Genomic DNA, 22,940 nt, shown 5'->3' on the forward strand with positions numbered 1-22,940 from the left:
CGCACGGGTAGCGTGACCTGGAGCATTGGATTTCGGCGCATCGCGCTTCGACGGACCGGGGAGGCTTTCGACCGTGGGATACCGGGCCGGCAGATATTGGGCGATCGACGCCGGCGGCACGCGCACCACGGCCGTCGTGCTCGACACCATCCGGTACACCCGGGAGTCGGTCAACCCCGCCTCGGCCGGGGCGGCGGCCGAGCAGACGCTCGCGCAACTGTTGTCCGAGATGGCCGCAAACCTGGCCGGCGCGTCGGTCGGCTGGTTCGCGAGTTCGACGATCACCATGGACACCGCGCCCGAGGCGATCGACCGACTGGCGGTGCTCGCGCGCGAGCAGGGCTTCCTGGGCCGACTCGTGGTCTCCGGCGACGTGCCGCCACTGCTGTTGACGCCGCCGCTGTCCGGGCGCGGCGTCGTGGTGGTGGCCGGCACCGGCTCGGCCTGCGTGGCGAGTGCCGGGCCGGACGCGGGCCCACCCGTCGTGATCGGCGGGTGCGAGTATCTGGGCAGCGACGAGGGCAGCGCGTACGCGCTCGGCGAGGCGGGCCTGCGGGCCGCCGTGCGCGGGGCGGACGGGCGCGGGCGGCCGACGTCGTTGTTCGCCGCATCGGGCCCGCGCGAACTCGCGCGCCGACTGGCCGCCGAGCCGTTCCCCAAGGCGGCGGTGGCCGCACTCGCCCCGGAGGTGTGCGCGGCCTGGCAGGCGGGCGACGCGGTGGCGGGCGAGGTGGTGCGAGCCGGCCTGGACGAGTTGATCGCGGGCGTGCGCGCGGCCCGGGACGCGGCCGGGCTGACCGGGACCTGGCGGGCGGTGCTCAACGGCGGCGTGTTCCGCGGGTGTCCGCCGTACGCCGCGGAGCTGAGCCGGCGGATCGTCGGCGAACTGGGCGCGGCCGAACCGCCGACCGTGATCGCCGATCCGGTCGCCGCGGTGTATGCCGCGCTGCTGGCGAACGAGGGTTCACCACCCAAGAGTTGGGCACATATCCGCAACCTCTGATGGGCCGGGGCACAGCCGAGCGAGGGGGATCGCCGATGACCGGGCAACCGCACGAACGGGCACCACGAGGCGTCCCGCGACACCGGCAGCCCGGGACGGAATCCGCCGCCGGCCGAACGCACGCACGCGCGGACGAGGCCGGGCCGATTCGGCTCGGGCTGTGTCTGGCCGCACTGGCGCCCGTGGGGCTGAGCGGGGCGTTGCGGGTGGCCCGGGATGCCGGGGTGGGCGTGGTTGATCTGCCCGCGGACGCCCACTTCGCGCTGGTGGACCGCGGGCGGCTCACCGATCCCGGGCTGCATCGCGAGGTACGCGAGGAATGCGCGGCGGCCGGGGTCGAGGTGGGCTGTGTGAGCAACAGCCGGGACACCCAATTGGTGCTGGGGCCGCACGGGCCGCACACCGACCCGGTGCTCGTCGGGACGGCCGAGGCCAAGCGGGCGCACGGGCTGCGCGCCGCGCTCGACACGGTACGGCTGGCCGCCGGGCTCGGCGCACCGCTGGCCCGGTTGATGCTGGGGGTGCCCGATCTGGCGCGCTGGTTGTCCTGGTCGGGCAGCGACGCGAGTTGGCAGGACAACGTGGATGCGTGGGCGCTTGCCGCGCGGCCGATCCTGGATCTCGCGGACGCGGTGGGCGTGCGGGTCGTGTTCGAGCCGCACCCCAAGCAGGTCGCGTACGACCCGGCAAGTGCGAGAGCACTGCTCTCGGCGGTGAGCGGTGTTCGCCTGTGCCTCGATCCGGCCAACCTCGCCGCCACCGGACACGACCCGGTGGCTGCCGTGCGCGGTTGGGGCGAGCGGCTCGCGGCCGTGCACGCGAAGGACCTCCAGCGCTGGTCCGGCTCCGAATCGCCGCGCGGCGCCGGCTGGTCGCGCTATGGCCCCGGCCCGGCGATCCGCTTCCGCGCACTCGGCGCCGGCGAACTGCCGTGGCCGGCCATCGTGGCCGCGCTGCTCGACGACGACTACCGGGGAGTGATCTACGTGGAACACGAGGACGCCCTACTGCCCACGGAGCAGGGCATCACCACGTCGCTCGCACTGTTGCGCACCCTGATACCCGCCGGACCGGCCCAGGGGCGGACCTGGTGACGCTCGACGGAGTACGCGGCGCGCTGCTCGCGGGCGGCCTGGGCGAGCGCATGGGCCCGCTCACCGCCGACGTGTGCAAACCCCTGGTGCCGTACGCCGCGTCGTGTCGGCTGGTGGACTTCAGCGTGGCCAACGCGATCCGCTCCGGCCTGCCCGAACTGGTCCTGCTCTCCCAGCACCGGGAATCCGACCTGGTCCGGCACCTGGTCACGCACTGGGACGAACATCCGGGCACCCGGCTGCACTTCGGCCCACACGACGCACTGGCCCGCAGCGGCCCGGGGGCGATCCTGCCCGCGCGCCCGGCCGAACGCGGCACCGCCGACGCGCTGCTCGCCAACGCGGAGTACCTGTTCGCCCCGGGGGCGAGCGACCTGCTGGTGCAACACGCGGATCACGTCTACGTGTTCGACTATGCGCCGCTGGTCGCCGCGCACCGGGCCGCGGGCGCCGACTGCACGATCGGCGTGCAGCGGATCGAGCGTCGCTACGTGCACCTGTTCGGGATGGTCGAGACCGATTCGGAACTGCGGGTCCGAGCGCTGGTCGAAAAGCCCGCGCGGCCGACGTCGGACCTGGTGTTCACCGCGTTCTGCGTGTTCCGGATCGACGCGCTGCGCGAGGTCCTGGCCGAGTTGGCCGCGCTCGGCGAGGACGGCTGGCAACACGACATCAGCCGCGACGTGCTGCCCGCGATGATCGCCGGGGGCCGCCGGGTGACGGCGTACCCGGTGCCCGACTACTGGGCCGACATCGGCACGGTCGAGCGCTACCGCACCGAGCAGCTGCGGCTCGCGGAGCAACCGCACCCGATCGGGTCCGAGGCGCTCCCACGCACCCTGGCGGGTCTGCCGGACGGCTACCCGCGCTACGTCGAGGGGAGTCTGCTGGGCGCCGAGATACCGCCGGGGGCGCACGTCGAGCACAGCGTCGTGCACCCCGGTTGCCGGATCGAGCCGGGCGCGAGCGTACTGCGCTCGGTGCTGCTGCCCGGCGCCACGGTCCGCGCGGGGTGTACCGTTCGCGACGCCATCGTCACCCCGGCCGGCATCGTCCAGCCGGCCACACCCACCGACCCGCCGCCTCGGCCGGTCTCCGAGGCGCCCTGAGACCCGCCTCCCGGGCCGTCCTGCGAGGCACCCGCCGACCGCTCTCCCGCCCCCGTCAGGAGAGCGCACGGTCCAACTCTTTCGCCGTGATGAACGACGTGTGCGTGCCCGCCGTCCGGACGGCGTGCGCGCCCGCGTGGGTGCCGGCGGCGGCGCAGCCCGCCCAGTCGCGGCCGGCCAGGTAGGCGTACAGGAAGCCCGAGACGTAGCTGTCCCCGGCGCCGTTGGTGTCCACCACCTCGTCGACCCGCATGGCCAGCGCCGGTACGTGCCGCATCGGTTGGTCCGCCAGTACCAGGAAGCTGCCCCGGCCGCCCGCCATGGCGACCACGATCTTGGCCCGGCCCCGGGCCAGCACGTCCCGCGCGGCCTCCTCGACCCGGTCGCCGAGCCGGTTCGTGGAGGTGAACACCAGGTCGGCCCCGTACGCGAAGTCCGCCCGGCCGGGGTCCTTCCCGTCCCAGCCGTGCAGGTCGGTCGAGGTGGACACGCCCGCCTCGATCGCCTCGGCCAGCGCGGGCCGGGACCAACCGCCGATCGACACGTGTGCATGTCGGGTGCGGGCGAGCGCGGGGCGGTACAACTCGGGGTCGACGACCAGGTCCGCGGGCAGCCGGCTGTCGTGCAGCGAGAGTCGTTCGCCGTCCGGGCCGACCAGGTTGACGCTGCGCGGGGTACCGCTGGGGTGGGACACGTGCGCGAAGGACAGGCCCTGCTCGGCGTAGTGGGCGAGCACGAAGTCCGCCTCCGGGTCGGCGCCGAGCACGGCCGCGAAGTGGGTGCGCAGGCCCAGCGCCCGACAGCCGAGCGCCACCCCGTTGCCGGTATGCGCGACGTACTGCCGGATCGGCGGGACCTTGAAATCGCTTATCGGCAGTGGCAGTTCCGGCACGCGGACGATGATGTCCACACCGACGCCGCCGACCACGAACACATCCAGCTCAGTCATCGGTGCCTCCGTGGCTGCGAGCGAACGAGACCTCGGCGGCGGGGGAGACCACGAGCGCGGCGTGGATCTCCTCGTCGCTCACGTCGTCGGTGATCACCGTCTCGCCGAGCGCGGTGGGCAGCACGAACCGCAGCCGGCCGTCTCGGATCTTGCGGATCTGGCCGAGCGCCTCGACGGTGGTCGCCGGATCGAGCCGAGCGGGCAATCCGGCCAGCGTGGTGGGCAATCGCACCCGGTCCAGCAGCCCGGTCACCCGCGCGCACAGGGCCGGGTCGAGCAGCCCGCGTCGTTCGGCGATCCGGGCCGCGCAGGCCATTCCGAATGCGACCGCCTCGCCGTGCAGGACCGGGCCGTAGCCGGTCGCGGTCTCCACCGCGTGGCCGACGGTGTGCCCGAAGTTCAGCGGCCGGCGAAGGTCGCGCTCATAGGGATCACGGGCGATCAACCGGCACTTGAGCACGCTGGAGGCATGCACGAGGGCGGCGGTGGGCACCGGCTCGGCGGCCAGGATGGCCGCATGCCGATGCTCGATCAGCTCGAACAACTCCGGCGAGGCGATGATCCCGGTCTTGATCGCCTCGGCGAGCCCGGCGCGCAGCCCGCGACGGTCCTGGGTGCTCAGATACCCGACGTTGGAGACCACCGCCCTGGGCTGGTAGAACGCGCCGATCAGGTTCTTCGCGGACGGATGGTCGATGGCCACCTTGCCGCCGAGCGCGGCGTCCACGTGGGCGAGCAGCGTCGTGGGCACGTTGATGTAGGGGATGCCGCGCATGTACGCGCTGGCCACCCAGCCGACCGTGTCCATCACCACGCCGCCGCCGACCGCGAGCAGGATGTCGCGACGGACGAGCGAGGTGCCGGCCAGCCAGTCCAGCAGGGTGCTCGCGGTGGGCAGGCTCTTGCTCGCCTCGCCGGCCGGGAACGAGGTGTGCACCACGTCCAGCCCGGTCGCGGACAGGCGTTCGGCGAGCCGGTGCCCGTGCAGCCGGTAGACGGTGTCGTCCGTGATCAGGGCGACGCGCCGACCGTCGATCTCGGTGCACAGCCGCGCGAGCGCGGTGGCCTCGTCGAGGCACACGTGCACCGGGTACGTGTCGAGCCGCCGGGCGGAGGCCATGATCGGATCGACCGGACCGCGTGGCAGCGCCAACTGTTCGGACACTCGGACGTATTCGGTCATATATTCACACCCCGGCGGCTCAACGAAGACGTCGCAGACAATCCGGATATTCGCTGCCGAAATAATTACGGCGAGCGCTACGAAAAGTCAACAAGGACTCACCCAGAGTGCGTCCGCGCGGTTATATCAGACCCCTCGACGCTATTCTCGGCATTCGCCGATGCCGCAAACTTCGCCCGGAAACGGCCTACGCGGCGGGCTGCGCAGGGTTCTGTGCGCCGGCCGTCGCGGGCGCGGTGGCCACGATCTGCTCGACGTTCTCGTGCCCCCACACGCCCAGCGGCAACAGCGCCTCGTTGAGCGAGCGTCCCAGCGGGGTCAGCGAGTAGACCACCTTGGGCGGGACCTCGCGAAACACCTCGCGGTGCACGATTCCCCGGCCCTCCATCTCGCGCAGCTGCTGGATCAGCATCTTCTCGCTGATACCGGGCACCGCCCGGCGCAACTCACCGAAGCGCCGCTCCTGGACATGCAGCGCCCACAGGATCAACGCCTTCCACTTGCCGCCGATGACATCCATGGCGGCATCGAGGCCGCACTGGTAACGCCGAGCCATGCGCGTCTCCCGTTCCTGGCGATCCCTGCCGATCCCCACCGATCCCGAGCCATCCTTACCGACAGGTAGGTACTGCTCCATATTGTCCGTACGCATTCGGCCGAAGGCAAAGGAATCCCCACCGCGACCGTGTCGAGGACGCGGAACCGGGGTGTGGCTGCGCGAGCATGGCGGGATGAGTGAGCGTGTCGTGTCGCAGGTTTTCCGGGTCAGCACCGGCCGGCAGGAGCGGGTGTACGACCTGAGCGGTATGTGTGCCGAGTTCCTGCGGGAGGTGGCCGGCGGCCGGGACGGATTGCTCAATGTGTTCGTGCCGCATGCCACCGCGGGCGTGGCGGTGTTGGAGACCGGGGCGGGCAGCGACGACGACCTGCTTGCGCTGCTGGCGGATCTGCTGCCGGCCGACGACCGGTGGCGGCATCGGCACGGCAGTCCCGGGCACGGGCGCGATCACGTGCTGCCCGCGCTGGTGCCGCCGCACGCGACGCTGCCGGTGATCGGCGGCGAACTCGCGCTGGGTACCTGGCAGTCGGTCACGATGGTGGACACCAACCGGGACAACCCGGACCGGACGGTACGGCTGACCTTCATGGGCTGAACCGGCCGGGGTCTGCTCCGCTCGTGTGGGCCGACGCGCCCGGGTGTTCGGCCGTGGGTCGAACACCCGGGCGCGCTCGACGTGTTTCGACGCCCTTGCGCCGTTTTCGGCCAACGGATGGCCACCCCCGGCCGCTCCGGCCGCCGGGGAGATGTTCCGGCCAAGCTGTCGAATGTGTGCATGGATCTCCTCGGCAATGGATATTTCTTGTATTGGCTCGATCATGTTCCATTTTCCTGTGGGTCACGTACTCTCCACCCGAGAAATGCGAGGCGGTATTCCCGCTTCCACCGATGGGCCGGCTGCCCGGCACCATCGACGCGGGGGAAATTCCATATGCCGAAAATGCCGACCGTGGAAGCCGGATCGACGGATTCGCCGAGTGCGGATATCTGCTGTCACCGGGCTTCCTGCCCGGTGAATTGGTATCCCGGCTCGAAGTCGAGGTGGACCACTGGGTGAACTCCGGACTGCGGATTCCGGACTCCGGACTCCGGACTGCGCGAGCGGTCGATCGCCGCGTGTGTGGATCCGAGCCGTCCGGATCCGCCCCCGTCGGTCGAGATCGAACTCGCCGCGCACGGTGAACTGGCCACCCAACCGCCGCTGTTGACCCGCCCCGTTGTTGATGATCCGGCCGCCGCGCGGCTGTTGCTCCTTCATGATCCGGAACGCGGCCCGCGCACACAGGAATCCGCCGGTGGCGATCGAGTCGAGCCCCCGCCGCCAGTCCGCGAGTTCGACGTCCTCGGTGGGTACGTAGGCCATCGTGTCGGTGGCGTTGTCGAAGAGCAGGTCCAGCCGGCCGAACCGCTCCACGACGGCGGCGAACAGTCGGTCGACCGCGTCGGGGTCGGTGATGTCGGTGGGCACCGGCAGGGCGAACCGGGAACGGGCGCCGGCCGGCGCGGCGGTCTCCTCCAGGTCGACCTTGCGCCGGCCGGCCAGACCGACCGACCGGCCCCGGTCGATCAGGGCGAACGCGCACGCGCGCCCCACACCGCTGCCCGCGCCGGTGACGACGGCGACCTTCCCGATCATGGGTGAACCCCTCGGAATTGGTACGGCTGATCCGTTCGCATTCACCGCGACGGTACGGAGGGAAACCTTGCGTAGTGTCCATGGCGGGTGTCGAGAGCGAAGGTGGCGAATTCCGTGATCTCGGCCGAGTCGACCGAAACCAGTCGGCTCCTTTTCGAGCGCGCCCGCCGCTCACTGGCGGGCTGAACGGCTTCTTCCGCACGCTCGACGAGCACCGGTCCCTTTCCCTATCCGCTCCATATCGCGCGCGGTAAGGACGCGCACATTCGGGATGTGGACGGGAACGAGTATGTCGACTAACTGATTTCGTACGGCTGCGCGGTGATCGGCCATGCGAATCCGGCGATCGGCGCGGCCGGGTCCGACGTCCCGGCGAGCGGCACGATGTTCGGCGCGGGCACCGTCCCGGAGATCGAACTGGCGGAAACCATGCGGCCGATGATCCCGTGCGCCGACCTGGTCCGGTTCGCCAACTCCGGGTCGGAGGCGATCCAGGGCGCGGTCCGGGCCGCGCGCGGCTTCACCGGTCGGGACAAGGTACTCAAGTTCGAGGGCCACCACCACGGATGGGCGGACCCACTGGCGGTCTCGAACCGGCCCACCGCCGCCGAGGCGGGACCGTACGCCCGGCCGCACGCGCACCCGTACTCGCCGGGCGTGCCCGCCCCGGCGTGGTCGCCGACGTGGTGGTCTGGCTGTGGAACGACGCCGCGGCGCTGCGCGGGATCCTGGACGCGCATCGTGGCGAACCGGCCGCGGTGATCCGCGAGCCGATCGTGGCCGACAACGCGTGCACGATGCCCGTGCCAGGCTATTCGGAGACGCTGCGCGAAGAACGCACCCGGCGCGGGATCGTGTTGATCTTCGACGAGGTGTGCACCGGCTTCCGGACCGGACCGGGCGGCGCACAGGGCCTGTTCGGCGTGCTCCCGGATCTCGCCGTGTACGCGAAGGCGCTGGGCGGCGGGTTGCCGATCGCGGCCTTCGCCGGGCGCCGGGACATCATGGACGAGGTCGGCGCGAATCGGATCAAACACGGTGGGACGTACAACGGTTCGCCGCTGTGTGCGGCCGGCGCGCCGGTCACGCTGGGCGAACTCGCCGAGCCGGTGGTGATCGCGCACATCGACGCGGCCGGGAATCGGGTGATGGAGGCGATCCGGCGAGCCGCCAGGGATCACGCGATTCCGTGCGCGGTGCAGGGGTGGGGGCGATGTTCCAGGTGGTCTTCTCGGCCGACGGCATGGTGCCGCGCAACTACCGGGACCTGGCGGCGAGTGACGACGCGCGCTACGCGCTGTTCCGGCACGCCCTGTTGGAGCGCGGAGTACACGTCGACGCGGTCGGTTCGGCGTGCTGGTTCGTGTCCGCGGCGCTCACCGACGACGACGTCTCGGCCGCGTGCACGGCGGTGGACGCGGCGTTCGTACTGCTTGCCGGGGTGTGAGGGGTCGGCAGCCGGCGTACGGGTGGGCCGGCTTCGGCTGTTCGGGGGTCCGTCGGGGTGTCGTACGCGCGGGTCGCCCACGCGTCGGCCGGGGCCATGACTAGCCTTACGTAACCGTCCTGATCATCGGGACGGCGTCCCCCACACAGGTAAGGATTCGCCGATGGGTTTGAGGAGTCTGCTGCGCAACGTCTTTCGTTCGCGGACGTCCCGCGAGGCGGCGGAGACACCCGAGACGACGGACGTGGCCGCCGCGCCGACCGACCTCGGCGGCGCGCCGACCGAGTCCCCGGTCGTCGCGCCCGAGCCGGTCGCCGGAGCGGAGCCGAAGACACGCGTCGAGACGACGACGCGCGTGGAGTCGGTGAGCCCGGAACCGGTGATCGCGTCCGAGCCCGAGCCGGTCGCCGTCGACGAACCGGTCGCCGTCCGCGAGCCGATGGTCGAGCCGGAACCGGCCACCCGTGCGGAGCCGGTCGCCGTCGAGGAGACGACCAGCTCCGAGGAGCCGACCGCCCTCGAGGAGCCGGTCGTTCTCCCGGAGCCGGTCGTCATCCCGGAGTCCCGGGCGGAGTTCGACGCGTCGGGGCCGACGCCGACATCGATTCCCGTACCGGCACAGTCGATCACGACACCCGCCGAGGTCGAACAGGTCGAGGTCGAGACCGTCGTCGAACCGGCCGCCGCGGAGGTGTCGGCGACCGAGGTCGAGGCCGAGCCGTTCGTGATCGCCGAGGCAGCGCCGGTTCCGACCACCGTCGCGGTGGTGCCGCCAGCCCGGGTCGAAGAGGTCGCGCCCGGCCTCGGCGCTCGCGTGGAGACCGCCGCGGCGGCGGTGGCCAAGTGCGGCCTCGCCGGCCGCAGCGTCGCGGTCTACCTCGTCCTGGACCGCTCCGGCTCGATGCGCTCCTACTACAAGGACGGCACCGTCCAGCACCTCGCCGACCAGACGCTCGCGCTGTCCGCGCAACTCGGCGAGGCCGTCGTGCCGTTGGTGTTCTTCTCCACCGACGTCGACGGCGTCGCCGACCTCGACCCCGGCAATCACGTCGGCCGGATCGAGGAACTGCACGGCTCCTACGGGCACATGGGCCGGACCAACTACCACTGGGCGATCGCCAAGGTGGTCGAGCACTACCGCGCGTCCGGCAGCACCGACCCGGCGCTGGTGATCTTCCAGACCGACGGCGCGCCGACCAGCCGCCCCGCCGCCGCGAAGGCGCTGTGCGAGGCCGCCGGGCTGCCGATCTTCTGGCAGTTCATCGGCTTCGGCGACCCGGAGGCCAAGGGTTTCGACTTCCTCCGCAAGCTGGACGAACTCACCGTGCCGGAGCAGCGTGTGGTCGACAACGCGGGCTTCTTCCACGCGGGACACGACCCGAGGCTGCTCACCGACGCGGAACTGTACGACCAACTCCTCCTGGAGTTCCCGGAATGGCTGAACGAGGCGGTCGCGGCGGGCGTCCTGGTGGCGGACCCGGTGGACGCGCTGGTGTAGTCGAAGGCGGGACCACGCCCGACGGTCGGCCGGATGGCCGACCGTCGGGCGTTTTGCCGTCGATCGGGGCGCCGGCCGGTCGGGGGCGTTCGGGACCGGGGAGCAGCAGGCCACGGCGCCGTGGCGCGGCCGAGAGCCACCTCCGAAACGCATGCGGAGTCGGCTCGTGCGTGCCCACCGGGAGACCGCACACGAGGCCGCCGGGTCGGGGTGTCGCCGCACCGGCACCGTCACGCCGGATCCCCGGGCTCCTCCAGCGCGCGTACGGCCCGACCGATGTCCGCCTCCGTCGCGCCCGACAACACCACCTCGACGTCGCCGCGCCGGATCACGATGTCGGGTCCGCCCGGGCCCGCCATCGGTGCCCGCGAGCGGCGCCAGCCGGCGATCGCCACCACCAGGCCGCCCAGACCGATGCCATTGCTCAGCACGACGTTGACCACATCGAGCGTGGACCCCATGGCGCCGACCGTGGCGTCCTCGGCGTAACTGGTCGCGGTGCCGCCCGAGACGTCCGGGTCCAGCGCCAACCAGCGTTGCAATGACGCGACTTCGCAGCCCTCGTCGCCGACCACGCGCACCTGCACGAGCACTTGCCGCCACCCTTCGGAGACCGTCGGGGGCCCGCGCGCGGCGGGCCGACCTGCCCGGCCATGATGCCGGCACACCTTCGGCGGCGATTCACGGCTGGTACGGGTCGGCCCGCCGTTCGATGCGGTGACCGGTCACCGCCCTCGCGATGTTCGGTGACCAGGTGCCGCGTGTGCCGCGCCGCGACCCGGCGCGACTGTTCGGGAGCCGGCGTCGTCGCATCGATCACGAGCGTGCCGGGTGCGGCGGCCGGCCGCGATTCCGTCCGGCCCGAGCAGGACCGCCTCGGCGGCCGGCCTGTCGAAGACGAACAGCACGACGGCGTCCACACCACGCGCAGCCTCGGCCGCGCTCCCGGCCCCGACCGCGCCGGCCACCGTACGCGGCGTCCGGTTCCGGAACGTCACCTCGTGTCCGACCGTCGCCGGCGCGTCGTCGGCCATGCCCATCCGGCCGGGACCGCACCGGCGACTTTCATGCGCCGGCTCCGCTCGGGTCGTGGCTCGTGTCCTCGTTCGTGTCCGCGACCAGCGCGAACGCCTCGATCTCCAAGAGCAGATCGGGCAGGAACAGGGCGCTCACCTGGACCGCCGAACTGGCCGGCGGCCGGGTCGTGTCGACGAACTCGTCGCGAGCCGCGCGCACCGCCGGGAGATGCCCGACGTCGGTGAGGAAGTAGGTCAGCTTGATCACGTCGTCGAAGGTCGCCCCCGCGGCGGCCAGGCAGCGCCGCAGGTTCTCGAACACCTGGCGGGCCTGCGCGCCCGGGTCGCCCTTGCCTACCAGGTTGCCGTCCTCGTCGAAGGCGACCTGCCCGGAGACCGCGACCAGCCGGCCGGTGCCGGTGACCACGTTGGTGTAGCCGTTGCCCGGTCGCACACCCTCGGGCGCCGGGATGTGGGTCAGGCGATGCGATGTCGTCATGACGCCCATCCTCACCCGTCCGCCATCCATCCCACCATTGACCCCGGGCACTCCACCCGCAACCGACCCTGCATCGGCCGAGCGAGCCGCCGCGGCGCAGCGTGTACGCGGTCCGCCCGCACCGCCCGGACCCGGCGCACGCGGACGTGGTGGACCGGTTCGTCGCGTCGCTCGTCCGTGTGGCCGCCGAACAAGATCGTTAAGCCTGTCGCGGCCCGTTTCACCAGATCGAGCGAGAACCGACTCGTCGCCCGCTCGGACGGGTTCGGGCGACCTAGCGTGTGCCCTGGCGAAAGGGGCGCACCGATGCCACAACCCTTCGAACTACCGCAGTTCTACGTGCCGTATCCCGCGCGACTGAACCCTCACCTGGAGGGCGCGCGCGAGCATTCCAAGGCCTGGGCCCGCCGGATGCGGATGATCGAGGGCTCGAACATCTGGGACGAGCACGACTTCGACTCGCACGACTACGCGCTGCTGTGCGCGTACACCCATCCCGACTGCACCGGGCCGCAACTGGACCTGGTCACCGACTGGTACGTGTGGGTCTTCTTCTTCGACGACCACTTCCTGGACATCTTCAAGCGCACCCACGACATGGCCGGCGCCAAGGCATACCTGGAACGCCTGCGCGCCTTCATGCCGGTCGACTCCACCGCCGCGATCCCCGCGCCGACCAACCAGGTCGAGGAGGGCCTGGCCGACCTGTGGGCGCGGACCGTGCCGAGCATGTCGCAGGACTGGCGGGAGCGGTTCGCCGAGAGCACCCAGGCACTGCTCGAGGAGTCGATGTGGGAACTGGCCAACATCAACGAGGGCCGGATCGCCAACCCCGTCGAATACATCGAGATGCGTCGCAAGGTGGGCGGCGCGCCGTGGTCGGCCAACCTGGTGGAGTACGCGGCGAACGCCGAGGTGCCCGCGGTGATCGCGGCCTCACGTCCGCTGCGCGTGCTCAAGGACACCTTCGCCGACGGCGTGCACCTGCGCAACGACCTGTTCTCGTACCAGCGCGAGGTGGAGAACGAGGGCGAGAACGCGAACGCGATCCTGGTCTTCGAGAAGTTCCTCGGCTGCACCACCCAGGAGGCGGCCGAGGCGGTCAACGAACTGCTCACCTCGCGCTTGCACCAGTTCGAGCACACCACGTTCACCGAACTCCCGCCGCTGTTCCTCGAACACGGCCTGGACCCGCAGTCCTGCATGGACGTGATGGCCTACGTCAAGGGCCTGCAGGACTGGCAGTCCGGCGGACACGAGTGGCACATGCGTTCCAGCCGGTACATGAACGGGGCCGGTGCGGGCGCCGGTTCCGCCGATGGGCCCGCGGTGCCGACGGTGACCGGGGTCCTGGCCGGGCCGCAGGGGATGGGCACCTCGGCCGCGCGGATCCTGCCGGGCCTGGTGGCCGGGCTGCACAACGGGCTGCGCGCGTTCACGCACGTGCCGTTCCAACCGGTCGAGCCGTACGACATCCCGGACTTCTACCTGCCGTTCGCACCGCGACTGAACCGACACCTGGACACCTCGCGGGAGAACCTGGTCGAGTGGGCCGCCCGGATGGGCATCACCCGCGAGGGCATCTGGGACGAGCGGGCGCTGCGTGGATTCGACCTGCCGCTGTGCGCGGCCGGCATCGCACCGGACGCGTCGCTCGACCAACTCGACGTGGCGTCGGGGTGGTTGGCCTGGGGTACCTACGGCGACGACTACTACCCGATCGTGTTCGGCCGCTCGCTCGACCAGGCCGGCGCGAAGGTGTACACCGAGCGGCTCAAGACGCTGATGCCGATCGACGGCGAGCCGACTCCCGTACCGACGGACGCGATCGAGCGCTCGCTGGTGGACCTGTGGACGCGCACCGCCGGGCCGATGCCGCCCGCGTCGCGCCGCAGGTTCCGGCGCACCATCGAGGACATGATGGACAGTTGGCTGTGGGAGCTGGCCAACATGGCGCTCAATCGTATTCCTGACCCGGTCGACTACATCGAGATGCGCCGCCGCACGTTCGGTTCCGACCTGACCAAGAGCCTGTCCCGGCTCTCGCACGACGAGGTGGTGCCGGAGGAGGCGTACCGCTCGCGCGCGGTGCAGGCGATGGAGAACTCGGCCGCGGACTTCGGCTGGATGATCAACGACGTGTTTTCCTACCGCAAGGAGATCGAGGTCGAGGGGGAACTGCACAACCTGCTGCTGGTGGTGCAGAACTTCTTCGGTTGCGACTTCGCCCAATCGCTGGCGATCGTGAACGACCTGATGACCTCCAGGATGCGGGAATTCGAGCGGGTGGTCGCCGTGGAACTCCCTGCGATGTACGACGATTTGACGCTGGACGCGGCGGCCAGGGCGGCACTGGACGGGTACGCGATGGCGCTCGGTGACTGGAACGCGGCGATCCTGAAGTGGCACCAGGACTGCCTGCGCTACGCGGACCCGAAGCCGCTGGTGCCCTTTCCCTGGCAGCCGGCCGGTGACCGCCTCGCACACGTGCCCGCGGCCCGCGGTGGGCCTGCGGGTGGGTCGGCGGCGCGGGCCGGGGCCGAGCCGCCGACGGTGCCGCGGGTGGGGTACGGGCCGCGCGGGCTCGGCACCTCGGCCGCTCGGTTGGCGGGCGTCCGGGCAGGGGCCCCGGGACGGTGACCGGTGGCGAGCGGGCCGACTCGCGGCCCGCTCGCCCCTCGCAGCCGGATGGGCCGCTGCCTGCCTGTTCTCAACGCGGACGGGCTACAGCCCGTGTGTCCTCAAACGCCGGACGGGCTACAGCCCGTCTGTCCTCACGCACCGGACGGGCTACAGCCCACTTGTCCTCAAACGCCGGACGGGCTACAGCCCGCTTGTCCTCAAACGCCGGACGGGCTGAACTCGGCCCGTCCCGCGTTCGCCGGCGACGCTTCCGCCATCAGGTGGTCGACCAGCGCCAGCAGCACGTCCCGTCCCGACGAGCGCACGCGCACATCGCAGGGGAGGATCGGTACGGCCGGGCCGAGGTCGAGGGCGTCGCGGACCTCCTCGACCGTGTACTCCACGGCCGCGTCGAAGCGGTTGATGGCGACGACGAACGGGATGCCCCGGCGCTCGAAGAAGTCGATGCTGCCGAAGCCGGCGTCCAGGCGCCGGGTGTCCACCAGCACGATCGCGCCCAGCGTGCCGATCGCCAAATCGTCCCACAACGACCAGAACCGCTCCTGACCGGGCGCCCCGAACAGGTACAGGACCAAGTCCTCGGACAGGGTGATCCGACCGAAGTCGAGGGCGACCGTGGTGCGCGACTTGCCCTCGACGCCCGCGATGTCGTCCACGCCCACGCCGACCTCGGTCATCACCTCTTCGGTGTGCAGCGGCGGTACCTCGCTGACCGTGCCGACCAGGGTGGTCTTGCCGACCCCGAACCCGCCCGCGATCAGGATCTTGACCGCCGCCGCATGCTCGGGCAGCCGGTCAGAGCCGAAGGAGACCATCACGTACCTTCTTCAACAGGGCGGGATCGGGGGTTCGGGCCAGAGCCAGCGGGGCGCGCACGGTCACCAGGCCGTCGCGGAGCAGGTCGTCGACGAGCACCTTGGTGATGCTCACCGGGAGATCGATCAGCGCGGCCACCTCGGCGACCGCCTGCGGCTCCCGGCACAGTTCCAGGATCTGTTGATGCTCGGGCTGCCGGCCGCGCCCGTCCCGAGCCTTGCGGCGCGCGGCCGCGGACGGATCGTCCGCGGCCTGGGCGCGGCCCGCGGGCTCGTCCGGCGCGACCGTGGTGACCAGCGTGATCAGGGTCAGATCCGCGTCGCGCACGGCCTTGGTCCGGCCCCGGGTGAGCGTGTAGGGCCGCACCAGCGGACCGGCGTCCTCGTCCCAGGGCTGCTCCCAGCGGGACGTCATGCCCGACCGCCCGCCGGATCGCCGGCATCACTGCCGCGTGGGCGCGTCCCGAGGTACTCGCCGACCTTCTTCACCAACATGTTCATCTCGAACGCGACCACCCCCACGTCCGCGCTCTGTTCGGCCAGCACGGCCAGATGCGCGCCCTTGCCGGCGGCGGTGAGGAAGAGGAAGGCGTCGTCCATCTCGACCAGCGTCTGGCGCACCGAACCGCCCGCGAAACCACGGCCGATGCTGCGTGCCAGACTCTGCAACCCGGCCGCCGCGGCGGCCAACTGCTCCGCGTCGTCGCGCGGGATGGTCTCGGACCGGCTCATCAGCAGCCCGTCCTCGGACAACACGATCGCGTGCCGGGTCTGATGCACGCGCTTGACCAGGTCGGTCAACAACCAGTCCAGGCGACTGTCGGTTGCGGTGGTGGCCGTGCCGCCGGCGAGATCGTGCGTGTTCGTCATGACGGTTCCCCAGGGTGCGTGGTGCTTCCGGCGGCGGGGTTCGGACCCGGTGCGGGTTCGGTCCCGGTTCCGGGTTCGGTCTCGATCGCGGACTCGTCGCCGGCCGCGTTCGGTTCGGATGCCTCGCGTGCTCGTTGGCTCGCGAACCGGAACGAGGACAAGGTAGCCGCAGCTTCACGCGGAGAGGAGGGCTTCGACCCGGTTCGTGGGTCACTGTCGCTCCCGGTGGCCGGCTCGGCACGCAGCGGCATCGGCAGATTGCGCTGCCGGACCCGACGCGGCAGGGCCCGACGGCCGTCGGCGGTGGTCTCCTCGGCGGCGGCGGGGGTGGGCGCCGCGGGCCGGGCGGGTTCGGGCGTGGCCGGGACCCGATCCAGCGATCGCACCACCGGCTCGGGGTGTTGCCGATCGGGCGAGCCCGACTCGGCGTCGTCCTCGGACGCGTGCGCGGACCCCGCCGCCGCAACTCGGGCCGGTTCGGAGGCCGACTCGGCCGCGGACTGCGAGTTCGGCTGCGATTCCGGGTCCGACTCCGCCGCCAGGGCGTGCTCGAACGGCCCCGCGGTTCGGTCCGGTTCACCGGGTGCGCCGGAACTCCGGGTGATCAACTCCTCGGGCAGGAATACGATCGCCAGCGTGCCGCCATAGGGCGACGGCCGCAGCGTCACCTCCACACCGAGCCGATCGGCGAGTTGGGCGACCACGAACAGGCCCATCCGCACGTCTTCGGCGAGCGCGATCACGTCGAAACTGACCGGGACGGCCAACTGTCGGTTGGCGGCCTCGTACTCGTCGGCCGACATGCCCAGGCCGCGGTCCTCGATCTCGATCGCGAGGCCCTTGGCCACCGACACCGCGCGCACGTGCACGGGCGTGTCCGGCGGCGAGAACGTGGTCGCGTTCTCCACGAGCTCGGCCAGCAGGTGGATCAACCCGCCCACGGCCGGCCCGGACAGTTGCAGGTCGCGGTCGGAATACACCTCGACCCGGTGATAGTCCTCCACCTCGCCGACCGCGCCGCGCACCACGTCGACGATGCGCACCGGGCGACTCCAGCGTCGACCCGGCCGGTTGCCGGTGAGCACCACGAGGTTCTCCTCGTAGCGGCGCAGGCGGGTGGCCAGGTGGTCGATGGTGAACAACTCGCGCAGCAACTCGGGGTCCTGGTGGCGGCGCTCCATCGCGTCCAGCTCACCGATCTGACGGTTCACCAGGGACTGGGTGCGCAACGCCGTGTTGACGAACACCTTCGCAAAACCTTCGCGCTGGCGTGCCAGTTGCACCGCGCCGTCGAGCGCGGCACGCTGCGTGGTGTTGAACGCCGAGGCCACCTGGCCGATCTCGTCCGGACCCGCCGGAACGTCCGGTGCCTCGACGGCGAGGTCCACCCGCTCGCCGCGCTGCAACCGGTCGATGATCACCGGCAGTCGCCGCGAGCCCAGCTCCACCGTCGCGTCGCGCAGCCGGGACAACCGCAGCCGCACCGAGCGGGTCACCCGCCAGCACAGCAGGGCGCCGATCACCACGAAGCCCAGGCCGATCGCGCTCAGCAGATACACCTGGTTCCAGGTCTCCGAGGTGGCCTCGTCGCCCGCCGCGAAGACCTGATCGACCCGGGCGAAGTCGAAGGCCGAGTTCGGCAGTGCGATCTGGTCGAACGTCTCCCGCCACTTCGCCAGTTCGGCCGGCAGGGCGATCCCGGATCCGGCCGCGGCCCGCTGGTCCCGGGGGGCGTCGACCGCCGCGATGATGGCGTCCTCCATCGCGGCCAGGTCCCGCCAGGCCGGGCTTTCGGTGAGTGCCAGGTAGGTGGGACGCAGCCCGGCGGGCAGGTACGGCTCGACCTCGTCCTCCAGGGTGTGCCGACGCACGCCCACGTTCTGCACGAACGCGGCGAAGTCCGGCGGGGTCAACCGACCGCCGGGCTGCGCGAACGAGACCGTCATGTCCTCCTGCGCCAGCGCCTCACCGGCACGGAACTGGATGACCAGGAACTGGCCCGCGAAGGTGACATCGGTGTCCGAGGTCTCGGCCAGCGCCTGGACCATCGAGATCTGGTTGGCCACCTGCTTCGTGTAGTAGCCCAACCAACGGTCCCGCCCGGTCGCGCCGGTCGTGTCCACCTGGCGTCGGACGTCGGCGAGTTGCGCCAGCTGGGGCGCCACCTCGTGGGCCCGGCGCACCACGTGCCCGGGCGTTTCCCGCGCACCGCTGCCGGCGAAGGCGACGAACAGCCGTACGGCCTCGTCGGTCTTGACCCGCTGCGCGCGCAACGCCTCGGACGTCGCCGGGGACGGCTTGGCCATCCACGCCGCGGTCAGCCGCCGCTCCAGTTGGAGGTTCACCATCGTGTTGTAACTGGGTGTACCGGCCCGCTCGGCCACCGAGACCTCGTTGTCCAGGTTGCTCGCGTGGTCGGCCAAGCGGTAGGTGGCGATGCCCCACAGCGCGACCATGGCCACCGAGGGCACCACGGTCAACAACACCAGCAGGGTTCGGATGGACAGCGTACGACCCGGCCGCGAGCGAGCCGCTCGGGTTCGACCGACCCCGGGGACACGCATCAGTTTTCTCATCGACTCTCCCGCAAGGGCAACCCGGCCCGAAATGCGGTTGCCGCGACCCGGCCGAAGGTACCGGCGGGGCACCCGACAGAATCCACGCAGTCTGCGTGGGGAACTTCCCGCCCGTGCGGCACAAACGGCACAGAACGACGAACGTACGGCGGCGCGCGGCGACTCGGTCACCGGGCGCGCACTCGGCAATACCCAAAGGAGCGGCCCGACATGCATCCGGCGCCCGGAATCGGCCGACGAATCGCCTACTGGCGCGCGCGGCGCGGTCTGACCCAGGCCGAATTCGCCCGTCTGATGGGCCGATCCGTGCGCTGGGTCGAGGACGTGGAGGCCGGCCACCGACAGGCCGACCCGCGCCTGTCGGTGCTCGCCAAGGCCGCGCTCGTCCTGCACATCGGGATCGACCGACTGCTGCCCGCCGAACCGAACCGGGAGTACCACGACCACGATCCGCTCGCCGCGGTGCGGACGGCGCTGCGCCGGGCCGACACGGCGCTCGCGGTCGGGTCCGCCGCCGTCCCGGCCGACCTCGGGGTACTGCGGCGGGAGTTGACCTACGGGTGGACCGCGTATGCGGCGGCGGACTACGGATGCCTGGATCGTGTGGTGTCGTCCGTCCTGGGGGCGACCGCGGGGGCCGGTGGGGGAGTGGCCGTGGGAGCGCGCGGGGGACCTGCCTCTGGGCCGAGCGGGAGGGTGGCCGCGGGCGCGACGGTGTCGGCGGGTGGACCCGACGGGAGTTCCGGGGGCGCGGCGCTCACGTCGACCGTCGTGCGCTCCGCCGCGCTCGCTCTGGCCTCCGCCGTCGCGCACGTGTACGGCGAGCCGGATCTGGCCTGGCGTGCGGCCGACCGGGCGGTGACCTCGGCCGGCCGCAGCGCCGACGTGGTGGTCCTGGCCCGGGCCGCCCATCGGCTCACCGATGCCATGGTCGGGCACGAAGGCGCCGGTGCGGCCGTCGAGTTCGCGCTGGGGGCGGAGGCGGACCTGGCCCCGGCGCTGGATGCCCGCGGCCGGCCGGGCCGGGCGGCGCTGCGTACGCTGCGGCTCGGGGCCGCGCTGGCCACGGCCCGGCTGGGCGATCGGCCCGCCACGCGTGACCTGTTGGAGGGGGCGGAGCGGGCCGACCCCGGCGCGATCCAGGTCCCGCTGCACCGGGTCACCACCCACGTACTGCTCGGCGAGTACGCGCGGGCCATCGCCGGCCGGTTCACCCCGGCCGCACTCGCCGTGCTCCCGCGCGGCCGGCAGGCGCGGCACCTGATCGACCTCGCCCGCGCCTTCGCGGCGGTCGGTCGCCGTGGCGAGGCGGTCGGCGCGCTCCTCGAAGCGGAGGCGGTCGCCGCCCAGGAGATCCGCTGCCGGCCGATGAACCGCCGCTTCGTCCAGGAGATCCTGCGGCTGGACTCGTCCACCGACGGCGACGAGGCCCGATTGCGGGCGCTGGCGGCTCGTTGTGCGGGAAATGGGTCACCGGGACCGGAGCGGGCATGGATCATGTAGAACGACCGTCACGTCGGACCGGGCAGTCCGAGACGCCGGACCGTGCAGATCGGTCCGTTGCGACGTCGGACCGGGCAAACCTCCAGGGAGCGCCATCGTGATCACGATCATTACTTTCGTCGCCGGCCTGATCGCGGTGGTCGCGGTGCTCACCGTCGCGGTCGGCAAACGCGGCCACACCACGAGTCACGAGGGCCTGCTGATCGAACGGGACCGGACCGGTCGGGCAGAAGCCTCCGGCGGCATCTTCAGCGTGCACACCAACCACGGCTCCTTTCCCGGCGTGGACGAGAAGACCGGATAGTTCGGCTGATCCCGATCCCGGGCGCCGGTTCATCCCGTGGACACCGACCCTGTTCGCGGGCGCCGGCGCGTGGCGGCGCCGGCGGCAGTACCATCGGCGCGCGCCATCGTCGGCCGGCGCACGACACGGGAGGTTGTGCCGCATGGGTCTGTTCACGGTCGAGGAGGCGCGTGCGGAGTTGGACCGGCTGTTGCCGGTGCTCGACGAGCTGGTCGCCGTCCGGGCGGACGCCGCGGAGGTCGCGGTGGCACTGGAGCGCGGCGAGGCGCGAACCGAGCTGGGCGGGCTGCCCGAACTCAAGGGCATGCAGGCGCGGCTCGACGAATTGATGACCCAGGTCCAGCAGACCGGCGCGGAGCTCAAGGGCTTCGCGCCGTTGCTCGTGGACTTCCCGGCCGATCTGGACGGCGTACCCGTGCTGTTGTGCTGGCTGGAGGGCGACCGCCGGCTGGGCTGGTACCACCGCCTCGACCTCGGCTTCGCCGGTCGACGACCACTGCCGTAGGGGCGGACGGCGCGCGACCGAGGGTGCGCTACCGAGCGCGCGAGGCGAGGGTGGGCGAGCGCGCGAGGCGAGCAGGTGTGTCGAGGGTGCGCGAGCCGAGCGGGTGTGTCGAGGGTGTGCGGGCCGGGGCCGAGCGTGCCCAGGGGCGCGTGCCGAGGGTGTGCGTTGCTCGTGCCGAGGGTGCGTGTGCGTCACGGGCTCCGCACGTCGCGAGTGCGCGAGAGTGCCCCGGATCGCGTCGAATCGGGCGAATGTCACCGGTGCCGCGTAGCGTGCCCGTGTACGGAACGCTGCCTGGAGGTCACCATGACGAATTCCGTCCTGCTCGCCATCGGCACCCGCAAGGGCCTGTGGATCGGTCGCTCGCGGGACGACGGATCCTGGGCGTACACCGGACCGCACCACCCGATGACGGGCGTCTACTCGGTCGCGATCGACACCCGAAAAAGCGCACCCCGGGTGCTGGCGGGCGTGGTCCACCAACACTTCGGCCCGATCGTGGTCAGCAGCGACGATCTCGGTGAGACCTGGCGCGAGCCGGACCTGGGCCGGGTCGGCTTCCCGGCGGATGCGGGCGCCTCGGTCGAGCGGGTGTGGCAACTGGTGGCCGGCGCCGAATCCGAACCCGACGTGCTCTACGCCGGTGTCGAACCGTCCGCGCTGTTCCGCTCCGAGGACGGCGGGCGTTCCTTCGAACTCGTGCGCGCGCTGTGGGACCACCCGCACCGGCCGCACTGGGAGGCCGGTTTCGGCGGCCAGGCGATCCACACGGTGCTCCCGCATCCCACCGACCCGCGCCGGATCGTCGTCGCGATGTCCACCGGCGGCGTCTACGTCACCGAGGACGGCGGGGCGAGCTGGCGCCCGTCCAACACCGGCATCCACGTCACGTTCCAGCCCGACGAGTACCCCGAATACGGCCAGTGCGTGCACAAGGTGGCCCGGCACCCGGACCGCCCCGACCGGCTGTTCCTGCAAAACCACCACGGCGTCTACCGCAGCGACGACGCGGGCGCGACGTGGGAGTCGATCGCCGACGGTCTGCCCGCCGACTTCGGCTTCACCATCGTGGTCCACCCGCGTCGCCCGGACACCGTCTACGTGGTCCCGCTCACCGCCGACATGATGCGCTTCCCGGTCGACGGCCGATGCCGCGTCTACCGCAGCGACGACGCCGGAAAGTCCTGGACGGCCCTGTCCGACGGCCTCCCCGACGACTTCTGGACCGCCGTCATGCGCGACGCGATGTGCACCGACGACGCCGAGGACACCAGCCTGTACTTCGGCTCCCGCAGCGGCGAGATCTACCGCGGCCACCACGACGGCGACCACTGGGAACGCATCGCCCAACACCTCCCGGACATCCTCTCCCTCCGCGCGGCGGTGATTCCGGGCTGAGAGTTGTGTGATCGGGGGTGGTGACGGTCCGTCAGTGCAGCAGGACATACTGAGCTTTGCGGATCCGGTTGTTAGTGTTCATCGCGTCAGGGCGGTTGCGGCGAGGAAGCCGTCGAGGAGTGCGGGGTGGTGTTGGATGTCCCGCAGGCCTTGGCGTGCGACGGTGACGAGTTCGTCGAGGGTGCGGGCGCCGAGGTTGGCCAGGGCCCCGCCCTTCAGGTGCGCCCAACCGCCCTCGACCGGGTTGAGATCGGGAGCATAGGGTGGCAGGAATACCAGGGTCAGCCAGTCGACGCGGTCGGCGAACGCGCGCATCCTTCGACTGCGATGACT

The 22,940-nt window shown here is 71.5% G+C and carries 23 protein-coding genes and 1 pseudogene; 13 read left to right on the forward strand and 11 right to left on the reverse strand.

Going from position 1 to position 22,940, the window contains the following annotated elements; translation table 11 throughout:
* Nucleotides 1-73: 73 nt before the first annotated feature.
* The 3 genes from ACIBM5_RS24035 to ACIBM5_RS24045 are packed head-to-tail and all read left to right on the forward strand — an operon-like array spanning nucleotide 74 to nucleotide 3,206.
* A complete protein-coding gene (locus ACIBM5_RS24035) occupies nucleotides 74-1,003 on the forward strand; it encodes a BadF/BadG/BcrA/BcrD ATPase family protein (RefSeq protein WP_396008690.1) in 930 nt (309 codons plus the stop codon).
* Nucleotides 1,004-1,038: 35 nt separating this feature from the next.
* Nucleotides 1,039-2,097 (forward strand): sugar phosphate isomerase/epimerase family protein, encoded by a 1,059-nt coding sequence (locus tag ACIBM5_RS24040; protein ID WP_396008691.1) that lies wholly within the window; start codon nucleotides 1,039-1,041, stop codon nucleotides 2,095-2,097.
* Nucleotides 2,094-3,206, forward strand: a complete 1,113-nt coding sequence (locus tag ACIBM5_RS24045; RefSeq protein ID WP_396008692.1) for a sugar phosphate nucleotidyltransferase — start codon at nucleotides 2,094-2,096, stop codon at nucleotides 3,204-3,206. The genes ACIBM5_RS24040 and ACIBM5_RS24045 overlap by 4 nt, the downstream gene beginning before the upstream one ends.
* 55 nt (nucleotides 3,207-3,261) lie before the next feature.
* Here the strand turns inward: ACIBM5_RS24045 and ACIBM5_RS24050 are convergent, their stop codons facing one another.
* From ACIBM5_RS24050 to ACIBM5_RS24060, 3 genes are all read right to left on the reverse strand, one after another.
* A complete protein-coding gene (locus ACIBM5_RS24050; RefSeq protein WP_396008693.1) occupies nucleotides 3,262-4,155 on the reverse strand; it encodes a carbohydrate kinase family protein in 894 nt (297 codons plus the stop codon).
* On the reverse strand, nucleotides 4,148-5,338 hold the full coding sequence (aroB, locus tag ACIBM5_RS24055) for a 3-dehydroquinate synthase (protein WP_396008694.1): 1,191 nt from the start codon (nucleotides 5,336-5,338) through the stop codon (nucleotides 4,148-4,150). The genes ACIBM5_RS24050 and aroB overlap by 8 nt, the downstream gene beginning before the upstream one ends.
* 187 nt (nucleotides 5,339-5,525) lie before the next feature.
* Nucleotides 5,526-5,894, reverse strand: a complete 369-nt coding sequence (locus ACIBM5_RS24060) for a winged helix-turn-helix transcriptional regulator (RefSeq protein WP_391586209.1) — start codon at nucleotides 5,892-5,894, stop codon at nucleotides 5,526-5,528.
* A gap of 175 nt (nucleotides 5,895-6,069) precedes the next feature.
* Here ACIBM5_RS24060 and ACIBM5_RS24065 point away from each other — a divergent pair, with 175 nt between their 5' ends.
* Entirely contained in the window at nucleotides 6,070-6,492 is a 423-nt protein-coding gene (locus ACIBM5_RS24065; RefSeq protein WP_391586208.1) for a YjbQ family protein, read from the forward strand.
* A gap of 243 nt (nucleotides 6,493-6,735) precedes the next feature.
* Here ACIBM5_RS24065 and ACIBM5_RS24070 read toward each other — a convergent pair whose 3' ends face one another.
* On the reverse strand, nucleotides 6,736-7,533 hold the full coding sequence (locus tag ACIBM5_RS24070) for an SDR family oxidoreductase (RefSeq protein ID WP_396008695.1): 798 nt from the start codon (nucleotides 7,531-7,533) through the stop codon (nucleotides 6,736-6,738).
* Nucleotides 7,534-7,854: 321 nt separating this feature from the next.
* Here ACIBM5_RS24070 and ACIBM5_RS24075 point away from each other — a divergent pair, with 321 nt between their 5' ends.
* From ACIBM5_RS24075 to ACIBM5_RS24090, 4 genes and pseudogenes are all read left to right on the forward strand, one after another.
* Entirely contained in the window at nucleotides 7,855-8,295 is a 441-nt protein-coding gene (locus ACIBM5_RS24075) for an aminotransferase class III-fold pyridoxal phosphate-dependent enzyme (RefSeq protein ID WP_396008696.1), read from the forward strand.
* A gap of 14 nt (nucleotides 8,296-8,309) precedes the next feature.
* Nucleotides 8,310-8,684 (forward strand): annotated as a pseudogene (locus ACIBM5_RS24080) (aminotransferase class III-fold pyridoxal phosphate-dependent enzyme); the annotation flags it as partial.
* Between the two features lie 38 nt (nucleotides 8,685-8,722).
* On the forward strand, nucleotides 8,723-8,980 hold the full coding sequence (locus tag ACIBM5_RS24085; protein ID WP_396008711.1) for a hypothetical protein: 258 nt from the start codon (nucleotides 8,723-8,725) through the stop codon (nucleotides 8,978-8,980).
* Nucleotides 8,981-9,143: 163 nt separating this feature from the next.
* Nucleotides 9,144-10,478, forward strand: a complete 1,335-nt coding sequence (locus tag ACIBM5_RS24090) for a VWA domain-containing protein (protein WP_396008697.1) — start codon at nucleotides 9,144-9,146, stop codon at nucleotides 10,476-10,478.
* Between the two features lie 230 nt (nucleotides 10,479-10,708).
* Here ACIBM5_RS24090 and ACIBM5_RS24095 read toward each other — a convergent pair whose 3' ends face one another.
* On the reverse strand, nucleotides 10,709-11,071 hold the full coding sequence (locus ACIBM5_RS24095) for a hypothetical protein (protein WP_396008698.1): 363 nt from the start codon (nucleotides 11,069-11,071) through the stop codon (nucleotides 10,709-10,711).
* Between the two features lie 472 nt (nucleotides 11,072-11,543).
* Nucleotides 11,544-12,002, reverse strand: a complete 459-nt coding sequence (locus ACIBM5_RS24100) for a RidA family protein (protein WP_396008710.1) — start codon at nucleotides 12,000-12,002, stop codon at nucleotides 11,544-11,546.
* Nucleotides 12,003-12,299: 297 nt separating this feature from the next.
* Between ACIBM5_RS24100 and ACIBM5_RS24105 the strand changes: the two genes are divergently transcribed.
* The gene (locus ACIBM5_RS24105; protein ID WP_396008699.1) at nucleotides 12,300-14,633 is read left to right on the forward strand and encodes a germacradienol/geosmin synthase; all 2,334 of its coding nucleotides are present in this window, start codon (nucleotides 12,300-12,302) and stop codon (nucleotides 14,631-14,633) included.
* Between the two features lie 200 nt (nucleotides 14,634-14,833).
* On the opposite strand, the gene ACIBM5_RS24110 is transcribed toward ACIBM5_RS24105, so the two are convergent.
* Genes ACIBM5_RS24110 through ACIBM5_RS24125 form a run of 4 tightly spaced genes read right to left on the reverse strand, consistent with a single transcriptional unit; the run spans nucleotide 14,834 to nucleotide 18,897 of the window.
* The gene (locus ACIBM5_RS24110; protein WP_396008700.1) at nucleotides 14,834-15,451 is read right to left on the reverse strand and encodes a GTP-binding protein; all 618 of its coding nucleotides are present in this window, start codon (nucleotides 15,449-15,451) and stop codon (nucleotides 14,834-14,836) included.
* The gene (locus tag ACIBM5_RS24115) at nucleotides 15,432-15,866 is read right to left on the reverse strand and encodes a DUF742 domain-containing protein (protein WP_391586199.1); all 435 of its coding nucleotides are present in this window, start codon (nucleotides 15,864-15,866) and stop codon (nucleotides 15,432-15,434) included. Before ACIBM5_RS24115 ends, ACIBM5_RS24110 begins: the two co-directional genes overlap by 20 nt.
* Complete coding sequence (locus tag ACIBM5_RS24120) at nucleotides 15,863-16,321, reverse strand: roadblock/LC7 domain-containing protein (protein ID WP_391586198.1); 459 nt, start codon at nucleotides 16,319-16,321, stop codon at nucleotides 15,863-15,865. Before ACIBM5_RS24120 ends, ACIBM5_RS24115 begins: the two co-directional genes overlap by 4 nt.
* A complete protein-coding gene (locus ACIBM5_RS24125) occupies nucleotides 16,318-18,897 on the reverse strand; it encodes a nitrate- and nitrite sensing domain-containing protein (RefSeq protein ID WP_396008701.1) in 2,580 nt (859 codons plus the stop codon). Before ACIBM5_RS24125 ends, ACIBM5_RS24120 begins: the two co-directional genes overlap by 4 nt.
* 210 nt (nucleotides 18,898-19,107) lie before the next feature.
* Here ACIBM5_RS24125 and ACIBM5_RS24130 point away from each other — a divergent pair, with 210 nt between their 5' ends.
* From ACIBM5_RS24130 to ACIBM5_RS24145, 4 genes are all read left to right on the forward strand, one after another.
* Nucleotides 19,108-20,400: a helix-turn-helix domain-containing protein gene (locus ACIBM5_RS24130; protein WP_396008702.1), complete on the forward strand. Its 1,293-nt coding sequence runs from the start codon at nucleotides 19,108-19,110 to the stop codon at nucleotides 20,398-20,400.
* Nucleotides 20,401-20,497: 97 nt separating this feature from the next.
* Complete coding sequence (locus ACIBM5_RS24135) at nucleotides 20,498-20,704, forward strand: hypothetical protein (protein ID WP_396008703.1); 207 nt, start codon at nucleotides 20,498-20,500, stop codon at nucleotides 20,702-20,704.
* A gap of 142 nt (nucleotides 20,705-20,846) precedes the next feature.
* Nucleotides 20,847-21,209: a DUF2203 domain-containing protein gene (locus ACIBM5_RS24140; RefSeq protein WP_396008704.1), complete on the forward strand. Its 363-nt coding sequence runs from the start codon at nucleotides 20,847-20,849 to the stop codon at nucleotides 21,207-21,209.
* Between the two features lie 306 nt (nucleotides 21,210-21,515).
* The gene (locus tag ACIBM5_RS24145) at nucleotides 21,516-22,607 is read left to right on the forward strand and encodes a WD40/YVTN/BNR-like repeat-containing protein (protein ID WP_396008705.1); all 1,092 of its coding nucleotides are present in this window, start codon (nucleotides 21,516-21,518) and stop codon (nucleotides 22,605-22,607) included.
* 78 nt (nucleotides 22,608-22,685) lie between these two features.
* Here the strand turns inward: ACIBM5_RS24145 and ACIBM5_RS24150 are convergent.
* Nucleotides 22,686-22,940: transposase (locus ACIBM5_RS24150; protein WP_396008706.1), on the reverse strand; the 255-nt coding region annotated here is incomplete at its 5' end.

The sequence above is a fragment of the Embleya sp. NPDC050493 genome, from assembly GCF_044458105.1.
Lineage (GTDB): Bacteria > Actinomycetota > Actinomycetes > Streptomycetales > Streptomycetaceae > Embleya.

Excerpts from the sequence above, each read along its gene's own strand:
- ACIBM5_RS24125 (WP_396008701.1), bottom strand. The coding sequence starts at position 18,897 with ATGAGAAAACTGATGCGTGTCCCCGGGGTCGGTCGAACCCGAGCGGCT.
- ACIBM5_RS24040 (WP_396008691.1), top strand. The coding sequence starts at position 1,039 with ATGACCGGGCAACCGCACGAACGGGCACCACGAGGCGTCCCGCGACAC.
- ACIBM5_RS24130 (WP_396008702.1), top strand. The coding sequence starts at position 19,108 with ATGCATCCGGCGCCCGGAATCGGCCGACGAATCGCCTACTGGCGCGCG.
- ACIBM5_RS24120 (WP_391586198.1), bottom strand. The coding sequence starts at position 16,321 with ATGACGAACACGCACGATCTCGCCGGCGGCACGGCCACCACCGCAACC.
- ACIBM5_RS24100 (WP_396008710.1), bottom strand. The coding sequence starts at position 12,002 with ATGGGCGTCATGACGACATCGCATCGCCTGACCCACATCCCGGCGCCC.
- ACIBM5_RS24060 (WP_391586209.1), bottom strand. The coding sequence starts at position 5,894 with ATGGCTCGGCGTTACCAGTGCGGCCTCGATGCCGCCATGGATGTCATC.
- ACIBM5_RS24115 (WP_391586199.1), bottom strand. The coding sequence starts at position 15,866 with ATGACGTCCCGCTGGGAGCAGCCCTGGGACGAGGACGCCGGTCCGCTG.
- ACIBM5_RS24110 (WP_396008700.1), bottom strand. The coding sequence starts at position 15,451 with ATGGTCTCCTTCGGCTCTGACCGGCTGCCCGAGCATGCGGCGGCGGTC.
- ACIBM5_RS24140 (WP_396008704.1), top strand. The coding sequence starts at position 20,847 with ATGGGTCTGTTCACGGTCGAGGAGGCGCGTGCGGAGTTGGACCGGCTG.
- ACIBM5_RS24145 (WP_396008705.1), top strand. The coding sequence starts at position 21,516 with ATGACGAATTCCGTCCTGCTCGCCATCGGCACCCGCAAGGGCCTGTGG.
- ACIBM5_RS24065 (WP_391586208.1), top strand. The coding sequence starts at position 6,070 with ATGAGTGAGCGTGTCGTGTCGCAGGTTTTCCGGGTCAGCACCGGCCGG.
- ACIBM5_RS24090 (WP_396008697.1), top strand. The coding sequence starts at position 9,144 with ATGGGTTTGAGGAGTCTGCTGCGCAACGTCTTTCGTTCGCGGACGTCC.
- ACIBM5_RS24070 (WP_396008695.1), bottom strand. The coding sequence starts at position 7,533 with ATGATCGGGAAGGTCGCCGTCGTCACCGGCGCGGGCAGCGGTGTGGGG.
- ACIBM5_RS24105 (WP_396008699.1), top strand. The coding sequence starts at position 12,300 with ATGCCACAACCCTTCGAACTACCGCAGTTCTACGTGCCGTATCCCGCG.
- aroB (WP_396008694.1), bottom strand. The coding sequence starts at position 5,338 with ATGACCGAATACGTCCGAGTGTCCGAACAGTTGGCGCTGCCACGCGGT.
- ACIBM5_RS24050 (WP_396008693.1), bottom strand. The coding sequence starts at position 4,155 with ATGACTGAGCTGGATGTGTTCGTGGTCGGCGGCGTCGGTGTGGACATC.